Origin of the sequence: Sphingopyxis sp., assembly GCF_965227415.1 — a bacterium.
Taxonomy (GTDB): Bacteria; Pseudomonadota; Alphaproteobacteria; order Sphingomonadales; family Sphingomonadaceae; genus Sphingopyxis.
In genome coordinates, this window is the sequence record NZ_OZ245749.1 from 3,113,147 (window position 1) to 3,128,685 (window position 15,539).

The 15,539-nt window shown below is 61.4% G+C and carries 12 protein-coding genes; 3 read left to right on the forward strand and 9 right to left on the reverse strand.

Annotated features, from left to right (window positions below):
• Nucleotides 1-154 precede the first annotated feature (154 nt).
• The 3 genes from ACO055_RS15185 to ACO055_RS15195 form a co-directional block, all read right to left on the reverse strand.
• Entirely contained in the window at nucleotides 155-1,846 is a 1,692-nt protein-coding gene (locus ACO055_RS15185) for an AAA family ATPase (protein ID WP_422059675.1), read from the reverse strand.
• A gap of 127 nt (nucleotides 1,847-1,973) precedes the next feature.
• Nucleotides 1,974-2,678, reverse strand: a complete 705-nt coding sequence (locus ACO055_RS15190) for a hypothetical protein (protein ID WP_422059676.1) — start codon at nucleotides 2,676-2,678, stop codon at nucleotides 1,974-1,976.
• A 224-nt stretch (nucleotides 2,679-2,902) separates the two neighbouring features.
• A complete protein-coding gene (locus tag ACO055_RS15195; RefSeq protein WP_422059677.1) occupies nucleotides 2,903-3,175 on the reverse strand; it encodes a hypothetical protein in 273 nt (90 codons plus the stop codon).
• 109 nt (nucleotides 3,176-3,284) lie between these two features.
• Here ACO055_RS15195 and ACO055_RS15200 point away from each other — a divergent pair, with 109 nt between their 5' ends.
• Together ACO055_RS15200 and ACO055_RS15205 are read left to right on the forward strand one after the other, a co-directional pair.
• Nucleotides 3,285-4,517: an MFS transporter gene (locus ACO055_RS15200; RefSeq protein ID WP_422059678.1), complete on the forward strand. Its 1,233-nt coding sequence runs from the start codon at nucleotides 3,285-3,287 to the stop codon at nucleotides 4,515-4,517.
• Nucleotides 4,514-5,530: an alpha/beta hydrolase gene (locus tag ACO055_RS15205; protein WP_422059679.1), complete on the forward strand. Its 1,017-nt coding sequence runs from the start codon at nucleotides 4,514-4,516 to the stop codon at nucleotides 5,528-5,530. Before ACO055_RS15200 ends, ACO055_RS15205 begins: the two co-directional genes overlap by 4 nt.
• Nucleotides 5,531-5,539: 9 nt before the next feature.
• Here the strand turns inward: ACO055_RS15205 and ACO055_RS15210 are convergent, their stop codons facing one another.
• The 5 genes from ACO055_RS15210 to ACO055_RS15230 all read right to left on the reverse strand — a co-directional run bounded on the left by ACO055_RS15210 (nucleotide 5,540) and on the right by ACO055_RS15230 (nucleotide 13,403).
• Complete coding sequence (locus tag ACO055_RS15210; RefSeq protein ID WP_422059680.1) at nucleotides 5,540-7,123, reverse strand: long-chain fatty acid--CoA ligase; 1,584 nt, start codon at nucleotides 7,121-7,123, stop codon at nucleotides 5,540-5,542.
• A 24-nt stretch (nucleotides 7,124-7,147) separates the two neighbouring features.
• A complete protein-coding gene (locus ACO055_RS15215; RefSeq protein WP_422059681.1) occupies nucleotides 7,148-8,626 on the reverse strand; it encodes an AMP-binding protein in 1,479 nt (492 codons plus the stop codon).
• A 3-nt stretch (nucleotides 8,627-8,629) separates the two neighbouring features.
• On the reverse strand, nucleotides 8,630-10,120 hold the full coding sequence (treF, locus tag ACO055_RS15220; protein WP_422059682.1) for an alpha,alpha-trehalase TreF: 1,491 nt from the start codon (nucleotides 10,118-10,120) through the stop codon (nucleotides 8,630-8,632).
• Nucleotides 10,121-10,135: 15 nt separating this feature from the next.
• A complete protein-coding gene (locus tag ACO055_RS15225; RefSeq protein WP_422059683.1) occupies nucleotides 10,136-11,029 on the reverse strand; it encodes an alpha/beta hydrolase in 894 nt (297 codons plus the stop codon).
• Nucleotides 11,030-11,102: 73 nt separating this feature from the next.
• Complete coding sequence (locus ACO055_RS15230) at nucleotides 11,103-13,403, reverse strand: TonB-dependent receptor (RefSeq protein ID WP_422059684.1); 2,301 nt, start codon at nucleotides 13,401-13,403, stop codon at nucleotides 11,103-11,105.
• 154 nt (nucleotides 13,404-13,557) lie between these two features.
• On the opposite strand from ACO055_RS15230, the gene ACO055_RS15235 reads away from it, so the two are divergent.
• On the forward strand, nucleotides 13,558-14,511 hold the full coding sequence (locus tag ACO055_RS15235) for an alpha/beta hydrolase (RefSeq protein WP_422059685.1): 954 nt from the start codon (nucleotides 13,558-13,560) through the stop codon (nucleotides 14,509-14,511).
• Nucleotides 14,512-14,517: 6 nt separating this feature from the next.
• On the opposite strand, the gene ACO055_RS15240 is transcribed toward ACO055_RS15235, so the two are convergent.
• Entirely contained in the window at nucleotides 14,518-15,516 is a 999-nt protein-coding gene (locus ACO055_RS15240) for a substrate-binding domain-containing protein (RefSeq protein ID WP_422059686.1), read from the reverse strand.
• Nucleotides 15,517-15,539 lie beyond the last annotated feature (23 nt).

The window sequence follows — 15,539 nt, forward strand, 5'->3', positions numbered from 1 at the left end:
CGTATCGTGCCTAGATTGGCGGCTTAACGTCGCCAAACTGCGGCCAGCCAGAATAGCACGGCGCTTGCTGAGAGCATGTCGGGAGGGCCGCTTTGCGCCCAATCCCGGTCGCTCGGCGGCCGCCGGTTGATCTCCGAAAGCCGCCATTCGTCAGTCAACCTATACCAGCGGCGACGCGTAACTTGGCTGCCGGTTTTGACTGACCGAGGTTGCCCTTCTGTTCAGACGGGCGGGCGGTCACTGAAGGGAGATAGCCCCGCAAGGCCGCATGTAAATCTGATCCCTCCTTTGATCGTAAATTGCGTCCCAAAAACTCCTCCAGCGACTTCTGGTTCATGCCGAGGAGCTTTGCAGCTTCGGCAAGAAGTCCCTTGTTGTCGTATAGATGAAGCACTTTTTCATAGTCGTCTCGCGCGAGCGCATCTGACAGGTCGTTTTGCGCGCCCGTAAAAACGGCGTGGGCATTGATAGCCTTGGCGGCCGAGTCAAATTCGCTCACCAAAGAACCTATGTCCGCGCTCTTGAGGCCAATCTTCTTCATCTCAGCATCAATTCTCCGCTTTGTGTGCCGGAGGCAAATAGCGTCGGCTTCAACCGCTGCTTGCTTCATCACGTGGCCACGCAACGATGCTAGCATCGACCCGGCCGTGGCTTCATCAAATTTGAGTGCTTTTGCAGCAGCCACGAAAACGTTTGGTAGTAGGAGGAGGTTTTCAACTTCAGAAACCGGCAGACAATATATCCCTTTCCCTTGGAGGTGGGTCACCTCTCCAGGAGAGCGACCATCGGCATCAACGAGGCCAGCGCAACCAATGCGATGAAGGTCTTTCCTGGCAATAAAGCTCGCGACGGTATGAATTACTTGCTCGCAAGATCCTACGGGAATGACCGTGAAGCTGTCGTAGGCGCGGCGATAGATGGAGGAGTCCAGGCTGCCGCCATCACCCTCAACGAAGAGCACCGGCTGCCGGCTGCCGATTATGGTGGCAAGTACGTCGTCTGGCAGTTGTTTGTCTTCCGGAACGAGCTCCATGTCCCATCCCTCAGACGGCAACTTACGAAAGCTCCTCAAGGCATATTTGGTCGCGGCATGTCGCGAAGCAGCGAACTCAATGTCATGAGTGATATATAGGAAGCCACAATCCGACCGAGCCGACTCAATTTCATCCCACAGTTTCGCGAGAATCGCTTTGTTGATGTGGAGCTCGGGTTCATCGAAGATGAGTAGGGTGTCAGGCTTTGCGAGCAGCGATTGAGCGATCAGGTAAAAAATAACCCTTTCCCCATCGCTCATGTCTGATGCTGAGTACTCATGGCCTTCAATTGTACTGGTTTTGACGTTCCCGCCGAGAACAAGTAGGCGCCGGTGAGGGAGGACCTTCTCCCATATAGACTTGAGATTATCCATCTTTGTTGCCGGCGTCGCCGGACGCTTTCGCGGTTTTGCGAGGCACTGTTCGCGATAAGCGATCGAAACGTCGTTATTCTCCGCGTAAAGCGCCATTAGTACATGGTCAAAGTCATTTAAAAGGACCGTCTCCGGCTGCCCGTGATATCGGTGCCCGACTTTGTGCTGAAATCCGCCACCTTCATGGCCATAGAAGAGCCTGTTTTCTGCCTGTTCGCGGTTAGACGCGACTACATTTGGATCGAGCCTGAGCGAGCGGTGAGCACCTATTCGGTGAACCTCAACCGACGAGTGTGATAGCTGGTGGTCAATGAATACACCCAGCCTCGTTTTTCCTGCACCATTCGCCCCTATGAAGACAACGCTAGAGCCAGCATGCAGATCAATAGACTTTTTGCCTTCAAATAGCGGTATTTCTACACTCGCTGACAGCGACATCTCTTTTCCTGTTCTAAATCTCTAGACACCGAATAATGATTCCTGTGACGGCTTGCATTATCCCTATCTGCACGTTGGTGACGATGACGATATGGCATAGCCGTCGCTGTCTAACGACCAGTAGCCGCTAGTCGCAATGCGCCGGCAAGCGTACCGGTGCTGAGGCGACGTAGAGAGCAACGTAATCTTCGGGCTTCAGCCGATGAAAGCGAACAAAATTCGAGAGGATGTGTAGCCGCCGTCCGCCTGCTTTTTCATGAGCGAAGCGCAGACTGGCCGCATCGTTCGCAATGTTCAATTTGATAATCAAATCTTGCAGCTGTCCGGCGTGCGGCCATCTTGGCAGCACTAACGATGTCACAAGTCGCAGTCGCAAGATGTCGTTCCGTAAAGCACTGTTGCGGGAATCTGATTTCGCGCGATCGACGAAGTCACGTAATCCGCGCTCAAAATCGTTCGACCAAAAAGCTTCGGCTTCGGGAAAGACGCCAATTTCCTGGGGTATGATTCCGAGGTGAGCAGCGTCATTGTTGATCGCGGTATCAACTAGCGCAGGGGATCCGGTCCGGCGCTGCAAGATTGGCGCGCCGTCGAGCACCACGTCCTTCGCATGCAAAATTTCGTGAGCGATCATATGAGCAGGGGGCGTCAAACCGCTGGGGATCATAAGGTTTACCAACGGCCCGCGGTAGTCGCCTTCGATTTGGATGGCCGGGCAGTCGCCCATAGCCATTCGAAAATTATCAGGAAGAGGCCGCAGGCCGATCGCTCGCCCGCAGCGCTCCTCGATCTCTCGCACTATGCTTTGCATAGCTGAAGGGAGAATGTTCATCAGGGCGGCTTCCATGCCGCTTTTCTATCTCTGCAAGAAGTGTTCCGCTAGCTTCCGGCAGCATTTACCTTAAGTGAATCGCTGCGATCCATTGCTCGTCCGAATGCAGGTATAATACGCTCATGCCACAGGAGACCATATATTGGCCAAGCGCCGAAGGGCTGCTGTTCCCCGAGGTTGGATAAAACCGGAACGTCGGCAGTCGGCCACAAGCGACTGCGCCACTATGGATCGCTTAACGGCGCCTTGGGCTGCCCTTCCATCGTGGCATCTATCATGGCTCGATAGATCCCGCCGATGTCCTCGCTGACGCCCTCGGCAGCTTTTATGGTGCCTGCGCCGATCATGGCGGCGTCCGGTTCGCGCAGAGCCATGATTGCTGCCGATGCCTCGGGCAGATAATCCCGCCACAGCGGCTTGCCGCCTATCATGGCGTCAGGTGGATTGGCATCCAGCTCGCAAAGCGCACGGGCGACTCGTTCCAGCCCAGTCTTCATTCCGGTAGAATATCATAAAAGCTCACCGTACCGGGAGGGTACAGCTTGAAAATGTGAATGACATCGATAACAATTGCGGATAAGCGTCGATCTCGTTGGGAGAGAATCGATGGATTTGGGACAGGCGGATGCGCCTCGCGTCGTTTCGGCGAGCCACAGCGATCAAGCACGGCTGAGCCTGGGTGTATCGGGATTATATCTCGCACTCTATGCACATTACGGTTTTTTTGCCTTCCTGCCGCTCTGGTTGAAGGCGACCGGCGCGTCGGCCGGTGAAATCGGTGTGTTGCTCGCGATCCCCATGATCCTTCGCATTCTAACGGTTGCGCCCTTCTCTGCGTTCGTCGGGCGGCGTGGCTGGGTGCGCAACGCCATTGCCTATACCGCGCTCGCCTCGGCCGCGATTGTCCTGCTGCTGCTCGGCGAACCCGACCATGCCGGCCGCATCGCGATCGTCATCGCGCTCTCGATCGTTTGGGACCAGATTCCGGTGTTGACCGACGCTTATGCGGTCATGGCGGTGCGCAGCCGATCGCTCGACTTCGGGCGGCTTCGCGTTTGGGGATCGATCGCGGTCGTGGCATCGAATGTCGCGGCGGGCTGGGCGATCAGCGTGGCGGGGATCAAGATGCTGCCGCTGATGATCGCGTCTCTATTGCTCGCGCCCGCTATCGTCGCATTTTTATTGCCTGCCGATCGGGAATTGGCCGCGATCGACGCGGCAACCCGCCGACGATGGCGCGACCTAGTCGGCGACAGGGGGTTGATCCTAGCGATGGTCGCCGCCTCGCTGATCATGGGCAGCCACGGCGTGCTGACCAGCTTCGGCGCAATCCAGTGGGCCGCGCAGGGAATCTCGACGACGGCTATCGGCCTGCTTCAGGCCCTGGCGGTCGCTGCGGAAATTGGCGCCTTCTGGTTCGGCGCGAAGCTGCTCGGCAACCGCGACCCGCGCCTGTTGATTGTCGCCGGCGCGATCGCTGCGGCGCTGCGCTGGGCCATCATGGCGTCCGGCCCTGGCATTCCGGTCCTGGTCGCGGCGCAACTGCTCAATGGCGTGACCGCGACCGGCACGATCCTCGGCATCATGCTTGTGATCGCGAGCCGCGTGCCGACTGAGCTCAGTGCGACGGCACAGGGGATGAACGCCGTGCTGCTCGGCCTGGTCCTTGCCATTGCGACCGCGGGGTCGGGGCTGCTTTGGTCATACGGGCTCGCGGTCGCCTATGCGGCGATGGCGGTGCTCGCGCTGCTCGGCGCGCTTTGCGCCTGGCCGCGGGATACGGTTGCGACAGCGCCACTGGACACGGACGGTCTGTCCGCATCGGGAGTGAAAACATGACGCCTCACAAGACAGCTTTTTTTGCCGCGCTGCTTGCCGCCACGGTGCCTGCCGCGGCATGGGCGCAGGCCGCGCCCGCTGCCCCGCCGACCCTCGGCATGCAAAACTGGCCGCTCCCGGATACGGTGAGCGTAGAGGGCAAGGCCGCAACGGCAGCGGCGGTCGCGCAGGCGATGCCCGATCCTTTGCCACCGATTGCCGATATCCGAAAATTCGTCGACGCGATGCAGACGGCAATGGGGGCGCAGCTCGCAAAGCGCTATGAGGTGCGTGTCGAGGAATCTGCGATAGCGGGCATTCCCGTGCGCATCGTCTATCCCAAAGACGTCAGCGAACTCGGCAAGGGCCCGGTCCTGCTCAACCTGCATGGCGGCGGATTCGCGATCGATTCAGGCTCGCTGACCGAGACGATCCCGATCGCGGCGCGCACCGGCCTGCCGGTCGTTGCGGTTCTGTACCGCCTGGCGCCTGAAAATCCCTATCCAGCCGCGCTCGACGATGCGCTTGCAGTCTATCAGGCGCTCGAAAACGACCGGAAGGCGAACCGGATCGCGGTGTTTGGAACATCGGCGGGTGCGGGCCTGTCGGGGCAGTTGGTGGCGAAGCTTGCGAGCATGGGCCGGCCAATGCCCGCGGCGCTCGGTTATCTGTCGGGCAACGCCGATTTGTCGGTCCGCGGCGATTCCGAAAGCTGGATGCCGGGTCCCGGCTTCGACTGGGTCGCAGCCTATGCGGGCCAGACGCCGCTCACCAATCCTATCATTTCGCCGATCCGCGGCGACGTCTCGCGCTTTCCGCCGACATTGCTTCTGACGAGTTCGCGCGACTTCCTGCTGAGCCCGACGTCGATCTTCGCCCGAACTCTGCATGAGAAGGGAGTCGATGCAAGGCTCGTGATGTTTGACGGGCTGCCGCACGCCTTCTGGGCGTATATGCCAATCCCCGAGAGCGATCAGGCGAACGAGATCGTCGCTCGCTTTCTGAAAGAGAAACTCGACGCCGCGGCAAAATAGGGCCGCGTTTCAGCCGCCCGCCAAATGATCGCGGTATTGATCGCGAAGTGCCTTCTTGTCGATCTTGCCCGTCGCGGTAAGCGGCACCGTGTCGAAGAGGATATCGTCGGGCAGCCACCAGCGGACCACGCGCGTCTCCAGATGCGCGCGGATTTCGGCCGCGGTGACGGCTGCACCTTCATGCGCTTCGATGACAAGTAGTGGGCGCTCTTCCCATTTCGGATGCGCGACGCCGATCACCGCCGCAATGCGGACGCCGGGGCAGCCGACGGCGGCATTTTCCAGGTCGATCGAACTGATCCACTCGCCACCCGACTTGATAACGTCCTTCGCGCGATCGGTGAGGCGCAAGAAACCGAAGCGGTCGATCGTGCCGATGTCGCCCGTGTCGAACCACCCATTGACGCCGGCGGCGGGCAGGTCCGGATAATAGCGGTCGACCACCCACGGTCCGCGTACTTGCAGCCTGCCGGCCTGCTCGCCGTCCCAGGCAAGCGGGGCGCCGCTGTCGTCGATGATGCGCAACTCGATACCGAACTGCATCCGGCCCTGCCGGGTCAAGATCGTCTCGGTCGCAAATTCCTCGCCATCGGCGAGCAGAAGCGGTGTGGGGGTCGAGATCACGCCCAGAGGATTCGTCTCGGTCATTCCCCAGATCTGGAGTACCGTGACGCCATATTTCTCGCGGAAGGTTTCGGCCATCGCGCGCGGGACGGCTGATCCGCCGATGACCAGGCGCTTCAGATCGCCGACGCCTTTCCCGCTGGCTTCAAGATGGGCGAGATACATGGTCCAGATTGTCGGCACGCCGCCGGAAAAGGTCACGCCTTCGTCCAGGATCAGATCGGACAGGCTCGCGCCGTCCATCCGGTCGCAGGGCAGCACAAGCTTGCAGCCGTTGATCGCGGCCGTGAAGGGCAAGCCCCAGGCCGTTGCGTGATACATCGACGAACAGGGCATGATCGTGTCGAAGGCGCTGAAGCCGAACGCGCTGCTGAGCCCGGCCGCCATGCCGTGAAGCACGATCGACCGGTGGCTATAAAGCACGCCCTTGGGATCGCCGGTCGTGCCCGACGTATAACAGAGAAAGGCCGCGGCATTCTCGTCGAAGCGCGGCCAGTCGAAAGCGCCATCCTCGGCGCCGATCAATTCCTCGTAGGGCGCACCGAGCTCGATGAAATGTTCGACAGAGGGAAGCAACGTTTTCAGCCGCGCGACAAGGTCGGCGAGGTTGCCGTCGAAGAAGAGGATGCGGCTGCCCGCGTGGTTGATCGTGAAGGCGATTTGCTCGTTGCTGAGCCGCGGGTTGGCCGTATGCAACACGGCGCCGATGCCGGGAACGGCGTAGAAAAGCTCGAGGTGACGGTGCGTATTCCACGCAAGCGACGAAACGCGGTCGCCGCTTTCGATGCCGAGCGTCCCAAGCATCTGCGCGACTTGCCGCGACCGTTGCTCGCAACCCGCCCAGTCGTAACGCCAGACCGGCTCCCCCGCGAGTTTCGAGACGATCTCGCGCTCGCCGTGAGCCCGCGCGGCATGTGTCAGGATCGAACTGATCTGCAGCGGAAAATCCTGCATCAAACCAGGCTGCATCGTCTCTCCTTTTCGCGGGCGTTATCAGCGCGCCAGTTGGAAATATTTGCCGTCCCGCAACCATTGCAGCCTTTCGTCGCGCAAGGCTCCGCGGCGGACCTTGCCCGCATCGCTGCGCAGCGCTTCGGATACAACCTCATAGCTTTCGGGGCATTTATATTTCGCGAGCCGAGTGCGGACGAATGCGTCGACGGCATCGAGCGACAAATCGCCACGTCCTTGCAAGATCGCGTGAACACGCTGGCCCAGATCATCGCACGGCAAGCCGACGACGACGGCATCGTCAACCTCGGAACATTCGCTCAGCGCTGCTTCGACTTCGGCAGCATAGATATTTGCGCCGCCGCGGATGATCATGTCGGTGCGCCGGTCGGAAAGGAAAAGATATCCGTCCGCATCGACATAGCCAAGGTCGCCGAGCGAGAGCCGGCCGTGGCCGTCGAGCTTCGCGTCGGCGCCGATATAGTGGAAGTTCGTACCGGCATCGCCGCCGAAATAGATTTCGCCGATTACGCCCGGGGGACAAGGCGCGCCGTCCTCGTCGAGAATGGTGACGAGTTCGGGCGGCGCCTTGCCGACGGATCCGCGTTTGGCGAGCCATTCTTCGCCGGTGATGAACAGCGCGGCACCTTCGGTGCCGGCATAGACTTCGAAAATGCGGTCGGGGCCCAACCAATCTATCCATGCCTGCTTGAGCCAGGGCGGGCAGGCGGCGGCCATATGGACGACGTGTTGCAGGGAAGAGACGTCGTAGCGGCTGCGGACATCCTCGGGCAGGTTCCAGATGCGCTGCATCATCGTCGGCACCATGCACACCCACTCGACGCGTTCCTGTTCGATCAGGCGCAGCGCTTCTTCGGGATCGAAGCGCGCCATGCCGATCACGCGCGTGCTAGCGAGAAGGGCCAAATTGGTGAAAAGAAAAGGCGCGTTGTGATAAAGCGGCCCGGGGTTGAGCATCACGCCGCCTTGCGGCATCCGGACGAGGTTGGTGAGGCCCTGCAACCGTTCGCCAAAGCGCGCGGGGGCGTGGTCGACGATCAGTTTCGGACGGCCGGTCGATCCCCCGCTGGTCACGGCTTTCCAATGCGCGGCAGCGAGCCCGGACGGGACTTCCAATCCGACATCGTCATCTTTCCCCGGCGCAAGCTGTGTCACGCCTTCGGGCTGATCGCCATCGCGGATCAGCACCCGAGGCTCGGCAAGCTCGACAATCTGTGCAAGTTCATGCCCGGGCAATTTTGTCGGTAGGATGCAGGGTGTCGCGCCCGCGCGCCATGCCGCGAAGCTGCTGATATGATGTTCAGTCCCGTTCGGCAGGGAGACGGCGACGAAATCGTCGGATTCTACTCCGAGCGAGACCAGTCGCGCAGCGCGTGCGGCAGAGCGTGAGTCGAGATCCGCCCAGCTCAGACGTTCGCCCGGATAGGTAATCGCGGTCTCACCCGCAGTTGGTCCGGTTCCGAATGCCGCTATTATGTCGCCGAAGCTCGGATCGGTCATGCGCTACTCCGTCGGGGGCAGAAGGCCATAGCTGTCGATGAAATCGGCAGTGACGCCATTTGTCCACCCGAAACCCGTCTGGGGCGCATATTCTCCGCCGCCGCCGATCGTCGCCGTCTCGACGTCGTATTTCTCGAACAACAGGCCGGTTCGTGCAAACGTCGCGGCGACGGTGTGGACCCAACGTCGCGCGATCTCGCCGGCGAGTCTGTCATGGCGGTAACCCCGGAAGCCGGCGACGGCGATCCACTGCAGCGGCGCCCATCCGTTCGGGCTGTCCCACTGCTCGCCGGTCGCGACAAGCGTGGTACGCAGGCCGCCGGGCGCCAGCAATTCACGCTTGACCGCGATGGCCGTGTGATCAGCGTGGGCTTGCGTTGCTGCGCCAACGAGAAGCGGAGCCAGGGCCGCGGCGGTCAGGGCCGGACGAACGGCGCCGCGCTCGATGTCATAGTCACAGAAATATCCGCCTGCAGCGTTCCACAGATGGCGGGCCATCGCATCGTGCCGCTCCGCCGCCAGCCGAGAAAAATCTCCGGCCTCTTCGTCGCCGCTCGCCGCAATCGCGATCTCGAGACCGAAGAGGAAAGCGTTGAGATCGACCGGCGCGATCGCGGTGGTACGGATCGAAGGCAGCGTCGCATCGCCTAGCCAGCGTGACGAGAAGTCCCAGCCGCTTTCGGCACCCGCGCGCAGATCGCGATAGACCTCTTCCGGCTTTCGGTCGCTCGATGCCGCCGTTTCCACATCCTCGCGCCAGCTTTCGTCACGCGGCGTATCGCGCGGATCCCAATAGCGATTCAGCAAGGCGCCATCGGCAAGGCGAACCACGCGAGCAGCGCTAGAACCGGGTTCGAGATTTTGGGCGCCTGCCATCCACCACGCATGTTCGCGCTTCATCGCCGCCAGACGTCGTGCGGCAGCGTCGGACCCTTGGTCTCCAAGCAACTCGACCATCATATGGTAGAGCGGCGGCTGCGAACGCCCCAGATAATAGGTGCGCGTCCCGTTGGGAACATGGCCGTGCGTTTCGATCAGATCGGTCATCGCATCGACCACACCGGTCGCCAATTCGGTCTCGCCGTCGCGGACGAGGCCCAGCATCGTGAAAAAGCTGTCCCAGTAATAGATTTCGCGAAAGCGTCCGCCGGGCACGACGTGGCGATGTTTGACGGGCAATGCCGACCCGCGATCCGCTTGACGATCGGGTGCGCGGGCAAGCTCTTTCCAGAGCAGGCGAATATGATCGCGGAGCGGCTCGGCGGCGGCGGCCGGCTTGCCGCATATGGCAGTCGGAAGGTCGAAATTGTCGGCGACGAAAGCGCGAAGCGCTTCGTCGCCCGATGGCAGGCGCGCGAAATCGCGCATGATGTCCGCCACCATCCGTTTGGGCAGTGCGTCGACGAACGTCTTGCCGTCGGCCAGAATCGCACGCTCCTGCACCTTTGCGAGAAGTGGGCCATACAGGTCCGCCGGGCTGGGTGACGAAATCATGGCCGAAGGTCTGGATCAGGCCGCAAGGTGGCGGCTGAAAAATGCGGCTTGTGCCGCCAGCGCGTCTTCGGTTTCGGGACACTCCATATACGCCCAGAAGGCGTGGAGCATGCCTTCATAGACCATAAGATCGGCATCGACGCCGGCTTTGCCCAGAGCCAGGTGGAATCGCACGGTCTGGCTCAGCAACTGGTCGCGCGTGCTGGTCATCAGCAGCGTCGGCGGCAACCCCGACAGATCGCCGTAGAGCGGCGATAACAGTGCGTCGGTCCGCTCTGTCCCGCTGCTATAATCGGCCAGGGTGTCTGGCGCGCTGCGCGATCCCATGATCGAGGGCAAAAAAGCTTCGCAGTCGCTGATCAGTGCGAGGTCGGCCGACCCGGAAAAAATGCCGGCGGCCGCCGGCATCGGCAGGCCTTCGGCCTTGATCCGTGCCAGCAGCTGGCCCGTCAGAACGGCGCCCGCCGATGTGCCATAGATGCCGATCGATGCGGCATCCCGCTGCGACAGGGCGTCGCGGTACACCGCCAAAGCATCGTCCACCGCCGCAGGAAAGGGATGCTCGGGCGCCATACGGTACATCACCGTCACGACCGTTATTCCCGTCAGCCCGGCAATCGGAATGGTTTCGGTCTCCGACCCGGAGTCGACCATGAACCCACCGCCGTGAAAGTTGATCAGCAACCGTTTGTCGGCTGCCCAATCGCTCCCACGGTGCCGCACGAACTTCACCGGAACACCGGCGACGGTGCCTTTCTCGACCTCGACATCGAACCGCTTCGCACGGCTCTTGTTCATCGGCTTCAGATAGTTGGCTGCGGCCGCGCGCACGCCCCTGCGCGTGATCGCGTTGCGCATCAGCGTTGCGGTCAATTCAGGAGCCGAACCGCTTTTCAACATGGGTTCCATGACGGCCCGCGCCTCCGCGCTGACGGTCGGCGCGAAGGGCGGCTGGATGGGGCCGGCTTTCGCTCCCATGGGCTTAACCCCCGAACCGGTAGCCGATCCGCAGCCCATACATGCGCGGCTCGCTATAGGTCAGGCCGACCATGCCCGACGACTGCGCATATTGATCGAGCACACCGACCGGCTTCGCCTCGTTGGTGAGGTTGTTGACGAACAGGGTGAGGTCGATGGGCCGTCCGCCAATATCCTTCACCCCGATGCTGCCGTTGAGCAGGCCATAGGCGGGCAGGAAATTATAGAAGGAGCTGTTTGTCTGCGCGGTCGAGACCTTGGTCTGGCGAACATAGTTCAGGGCCAGCACCAGTTCGCCTGCACGCCCCAGAGGAGTCTCATACGAGCCCCCGATCGAGAACTTGTGCTTGGGCGTGTAGGGGAAAGGCGCGCCGTTGAGGATCTCCCCGGCGCTCGCGTCGGTGACTTGGGTATAGCGCGCATCGATGTACGAATAGCTGCCGTTCAACGTCAGCCCTTCGACCGGCATGACCGCCAGGTTCAGTTCGACGCCCTGGATCTTGCCCTTCGCCGCGCTGCGCGTGACGTTGAGCAGCACCGTGCCGCTCGGCGTGTTGACCGCTTCCGCCGTCGTGCGCTGGATATTGTCATAGATGCCGCGATAGGCCGCGACATTGGCGCGGACGTCGACCGTGCCGAGCGAGAATTGCGACTTCATGCCGACCTCGATGTCGGAAAGCCGCTCGGGTGCATACGTGCGGAAGGCAGAGCCGACCGGTACCGGCCCGTTGACACCGCCTGATTTATAGGCGTCGCGCGCGGTGACATAGACGTGAACGCCGGGCGTCACATCATAATCGAGCGTGGCGCTATAGCTCGGATAATCGCTGTCGACGGAGCCCGAGACTGCGGGCGGGCCGCCGATCGTCTGCGAGGTAAAGCTATGCTCCCAAGTGTAGCGCAGGCCGCCCGTCACGCTGAGGCCGGTCAGTGCGCCCGACAGCTTGCCAAGATCGACCGTCGCTTGTCCAAACACCGCCTCGCTCTTGTTCGTCTGCGTGAAGTAGCCCGAAATTGTGGGCACCAATGTGCCGATCGGGAAGAAGACATAGGTCTCGATCCCCGCCGGATCGGACCAGCTTTGCCGGTCGAGATAGCCGCCGATGGAGAAATCGACCGCATCGTCGAACAACGTGCCCTGCAACTGCAGTTCTTCGGTAAAGAAATTGGGCGCAATGGTCGGGATGCGTCCGCGCTGCCCAGCGATCGGAAAAGGCATGGCATCATAGTCATAGCCATAGATGGTGCGCAGTTCCGAATAGCTGATGATGTTGCGCAGCTTGATCGTGTCGCTCAGTTGCACCGACGCCTGGTTGATCGCCTGCCAATATTTCGTCTCCGAAAACTGGTCCAGATCATAGGAGACGCGGCGCGGACCCCGTGCCTGCTGTTCGGCGACCGCGGTCAATACGCCGGGATAGAAGGCTGCCACCGGAAGGAAGCCCAACCCCAGCGCCGTGGCGTCAAAACCCGCCGCGGGATTATACGCGCCGAGCACGGTGCCGCCGCCATTATTCTCCGAATGATAATAGCGCAGCATCGTATAGAGTTCGATGCTGTCGGTCGGCCGCACGGTCAGGCCAAAGCGGAAGCTTTCGTAAGCGAGGTTGTCATAATCCTTGCCCGCGAAAAAGGGGCCGACGTCCTTCGTATAGCCGTCGCGGCGCCCGACTTCGCCCGCGATGCGCAACAGCACGCGGTCGGGAACGATCGGCGTATTCAACGCACCTTCGATCCGGCGGTCATCATAATTGCCAAGCTGGACGCGGACGTAGCCCTCGAACGCGTCCTTTGGCTTGACCGGTTCGAACAGGATATTGCCGCCCGTGGCATTCTTGCCGAACAAGGTTCCCTGCGGTCCCGCGAGAACCTGGATATTCGCGAGGTCGAAATAGGTGCCGACGCGGCCGTCGATGTTCACGCTATTCGGCACTTCGGCAAAATAATTGACGACGCCGGGGGTCGAGCCGAAAGCCGGCCCTTGACCGCGAAGCGCGAAATAGGCGAACTCGCGGGGGTATCCGCCGCTGATAGTGAACAGCGAGGGGGTGTTGTCGGCGAGCGACGTGCGATCGGTGACGCCCTTTTGCTCAAGCGCCTCATCGGTGAAGGCGGTGACCGCGATCGGCACGTCCTGCAACTTCTCTTCTCGGCGACGCGCGGTCACGATGATATCGTTGAGGCCGCTGTCGGATGTTGCGCGCGTCTCGTCGGCGGGCGCCGCTTCGGCTTGCGCGAAGGCAGCGGCGGGTAGCAGGCTTGCGCTGCTCGCGAGCGCTAACAAAAAGGCGGAACGCATCGACATCATCACTTCCCTCCCAAAGGGTCTCCGGATTCGTCCGGTCGGAAAGAAAATTGCTGAAAATGTTATCGATGTCAATAGGTCTTGCATGGCGGAAAAACGCCAGTATGGTAGGTATTTGTAAAAGCGCTGGTATCGATAACAGAATGAGGATCTAATGGTCGACGCGAGACAATTCGGTGCATGGGTCAGCGAAGAGGCCCAAAGTCTCTTTCACGAAAGCGCTAACGCGCCCATCCCCCCGACCGAAATCGCCGACCTGCGGAAATTTTACGACATCTATAACCAGGGCCTCTTGGGAAAGGCTCTCGACCGCTACGCCGTCACGATCGTCGAGCGTGAGATTGCCGGGGTCAGGGTTCATGATGTGACTCCTGCGGGCGGAGCCAAAACGGGGTCGACGCTGCTGTGCCTTCACGGCGGCGGCTTCATGTGGGGCGACGGCGCAGGCGCTCTCCTCGAAGCTGTGCCGGTTGCTGCCGTTGCCGGTATGCGCGTCATCGCCGTCGATTATCGAATGGCGCCCGAGCATGTCTTCCCTGCAGCGGTCGACGATGTGCTTGCGGTTTACGCAGCGCTACTCAGCGAGCAAAATGCCGCAAGCATCGGCATATTTGGCTGCTCGGCGGGGGCGATGCTAACCTCTGAGGCCATTGCCCGGATCGCAAGCGAAGAACTGCCAATGGCCGGCGCGGCTGCGCTTCTCCATGGTGCCGGTCTCGAGTTTGGCGGCGATTCAGGGCTAGTGGCACAAATCCTTGATCCGAAGCTGGCGGCGCAGGGCGGCGCGCTGCCCAATATGGAGGATTTCCCTTACTTCACGGGCGCCGATGCCGCCGATCCCCTTGTGCTGCCGGGGCATCATCCCGACTGCCTCGCGCTCTTTCCGCCGACGATGCTCGTCACTGCGATGCGTGACTTTGCGGCAAGCGCCGTGTCAGTGATGCACCGGCGGCTGCTGGCGGCGGGAGTCGGTGCGCAGCTCGTGATGTTCGACGGCCTGTGGCATGCGCATCACATGGATGTCAGCCTGCCGGAATCGCGCGAAACCTATGACATTTTGGCGCAATTCTTTCTCCAGCATCTAAGCGAGGTTCCCGCTCAAAGCTGAGCGAGATCAACTGGTCTCGCGCACCACAAGCTCGACCGGAAGGGCGCCCATGGCGTCGCCGACCTTCGCTTCGACCATATTGACGATCGCGGTGCCGAGTGCGCGCCCTGCTGCAATGCCGTCCTGCCGGATCGTCGTGATGGCAGGCCGATGCACACTCGCGACGGGGGCGTCGTCAAAGCCGACGATCGCAACATCGCCTGGAACCGTTATATCACGCTCGATCAGGGCGTCGCACGCTCCCGCGGCAATGAAATCGCTGGCCGCGAAAATCCCGTCGAAGATCTTGCCCTCGTCGAGCGCGAACCGGACAGCATCGGCCGCGCCTTCGGGAGTGAAAGGGCAGGGGAATGCTCCGACGAGCATGGCTTCGCTCGACGCGAGCGCTTCGCGGAAGCCGGCAAGCCGCGCGGAAACTTCGGGATGTTTCGTATCGCCGAGAAACAAGAGGCGCGACCGTCCGCGCGCGATCAGATGCTCGGCCGCAAGCCGGCCCCCCATTTGATTGTCGCTGCCGATGACTTTGACATTCACGCCCGGCACAGGTTCGCCCCAGGCGACGATCGGCAGATTGAGCGCGGCGACTTGCCGCAGCCGGTGCGCATTTTCTCCCTGGCCGACGATGATCGCGCCGTCGGCGCCGACAGCGCCTGAAGAGAGGAAATGCTCGTGCGTCGTGAGCAGCGTCGAATAGTTTGCCGGCGTGAGGGTTTCGAGCAGGCCTCCAATGAGCACCAGAAGCAGCGGGTCTGCGTGCGACTGATTTTCGTGCGCATATTGATCAAGAACGACCGCAATTGTCCGCGACTCCCGCGTCCGAAGGCTGCGTGCCGCCACGTTCATTCTGTATCCCACCTGGGTGGCAATCTGGACGATCCGTTTCCGGACTTCGGGGCGAACGAGGTCACTGCCGCGCAGGGCGCGTGAAACGGTAATCGTCGAAACACCGGCCAGCGTGGCGACCATTCCCATGGTTGGCCGTTCGCCATCGCCTAACTTGCTCATTCCCGATCGTCCCCCGAATCCCG

What these genes read in the sequence shown, in the direction of transcription:
- ACO055_RS15185 (WP_422059675.1), bottom strand. Translation starts at nt 1,846, where the DNA reads ATGTCGCTGTCAGCGAGTGTAGAAATACCGCTATTTGAAGGCAAAAAG.
- ACO055_RS15190 (WP_422059676.1), bottom strand. Translation starts at nt 2,678, where the DNA reads ATGAACATTCTCCCTTCAGCTATGCAAAGCATAGTGCGAGAGATCGAG.
- ACO055_RS15195 (WP_422059677.1), bottom strand. Translation starts at nt 3,175, where the DNA reads ATGAAGACTGGGCTGGAACGAGTCGCCCGTGCGCTTTGCGAGCTGGAT.
- ACO055_RS15200 (WP_422059678.1), top strand. Translation starts at nt 3,285, where the DNA reads ATGGATTTGGGACAGGCGGATGCGCCTCGCGTCGTTTCGGCGAGCCAC.
- ACO055_RS15205 (WP_422059679.1), top strand. Translation starts at nt 4,514, where the DNA reads ATGACGCCTCACAAGACAGCTTTTTTTGCCGCGCTGCTTGCCGCCACG.
- ACO055_RS15210 (WP_422059680.1), bottom strand. Translation starts at nt 7,123, where the DNA reads ATGCAGCCTGGTTTGATGCAGGATTTTCCGCTGCAGATCAGTTCGATC.
- ACO055_RS15215 (WP_422059681.1), bottom strand. Translation starts at nt 8,626, where the DNA reads ATGACCGATCCGAGCTTCGGCGACATAATAGCGGCATTCGGAACCGGA.
- treF (WP_422059682.1), bottom strand. Translation starts at nt 10,120, where the DNA reads ATGATTTCGTCACCCAGCCCGGCGGACCTGTATGGCCCACTTCTCGCA.
- ACO055_RS15225 (WP_422059683.1), bottom strand. Translation starts at nt 11,029, where the DNA reads ATGGAACCCATGTTGAAAAGCGGTTCGGCTCCTGAATTGACCGCAACG.
- ACO055_RS15230 (WP_422059684.1), bottom strand. Translation starts at nt 13,403, where the DNA reads ATGTCGATGCGTTCCGCCTTTTTGTTAGCGCTCGCGAGCAGCGCAAGC.
- ACO055_RS15235 (WP_422059685.1), top strand. Translation starts at nt 13,558, where the DNA reads ATGGTCGACGCGAGACAATTCGGTGCATGGGTCAGCGAAGAGGCCCAA.
- ACO055_RS15240 (WP_422059686.1), bottom strand. Translation starts at nt 15,516, where the DNA reads ATGAGCAAGTTAGGCGATGGCGAACGGCCAACCATGGGAATGGTCGCC.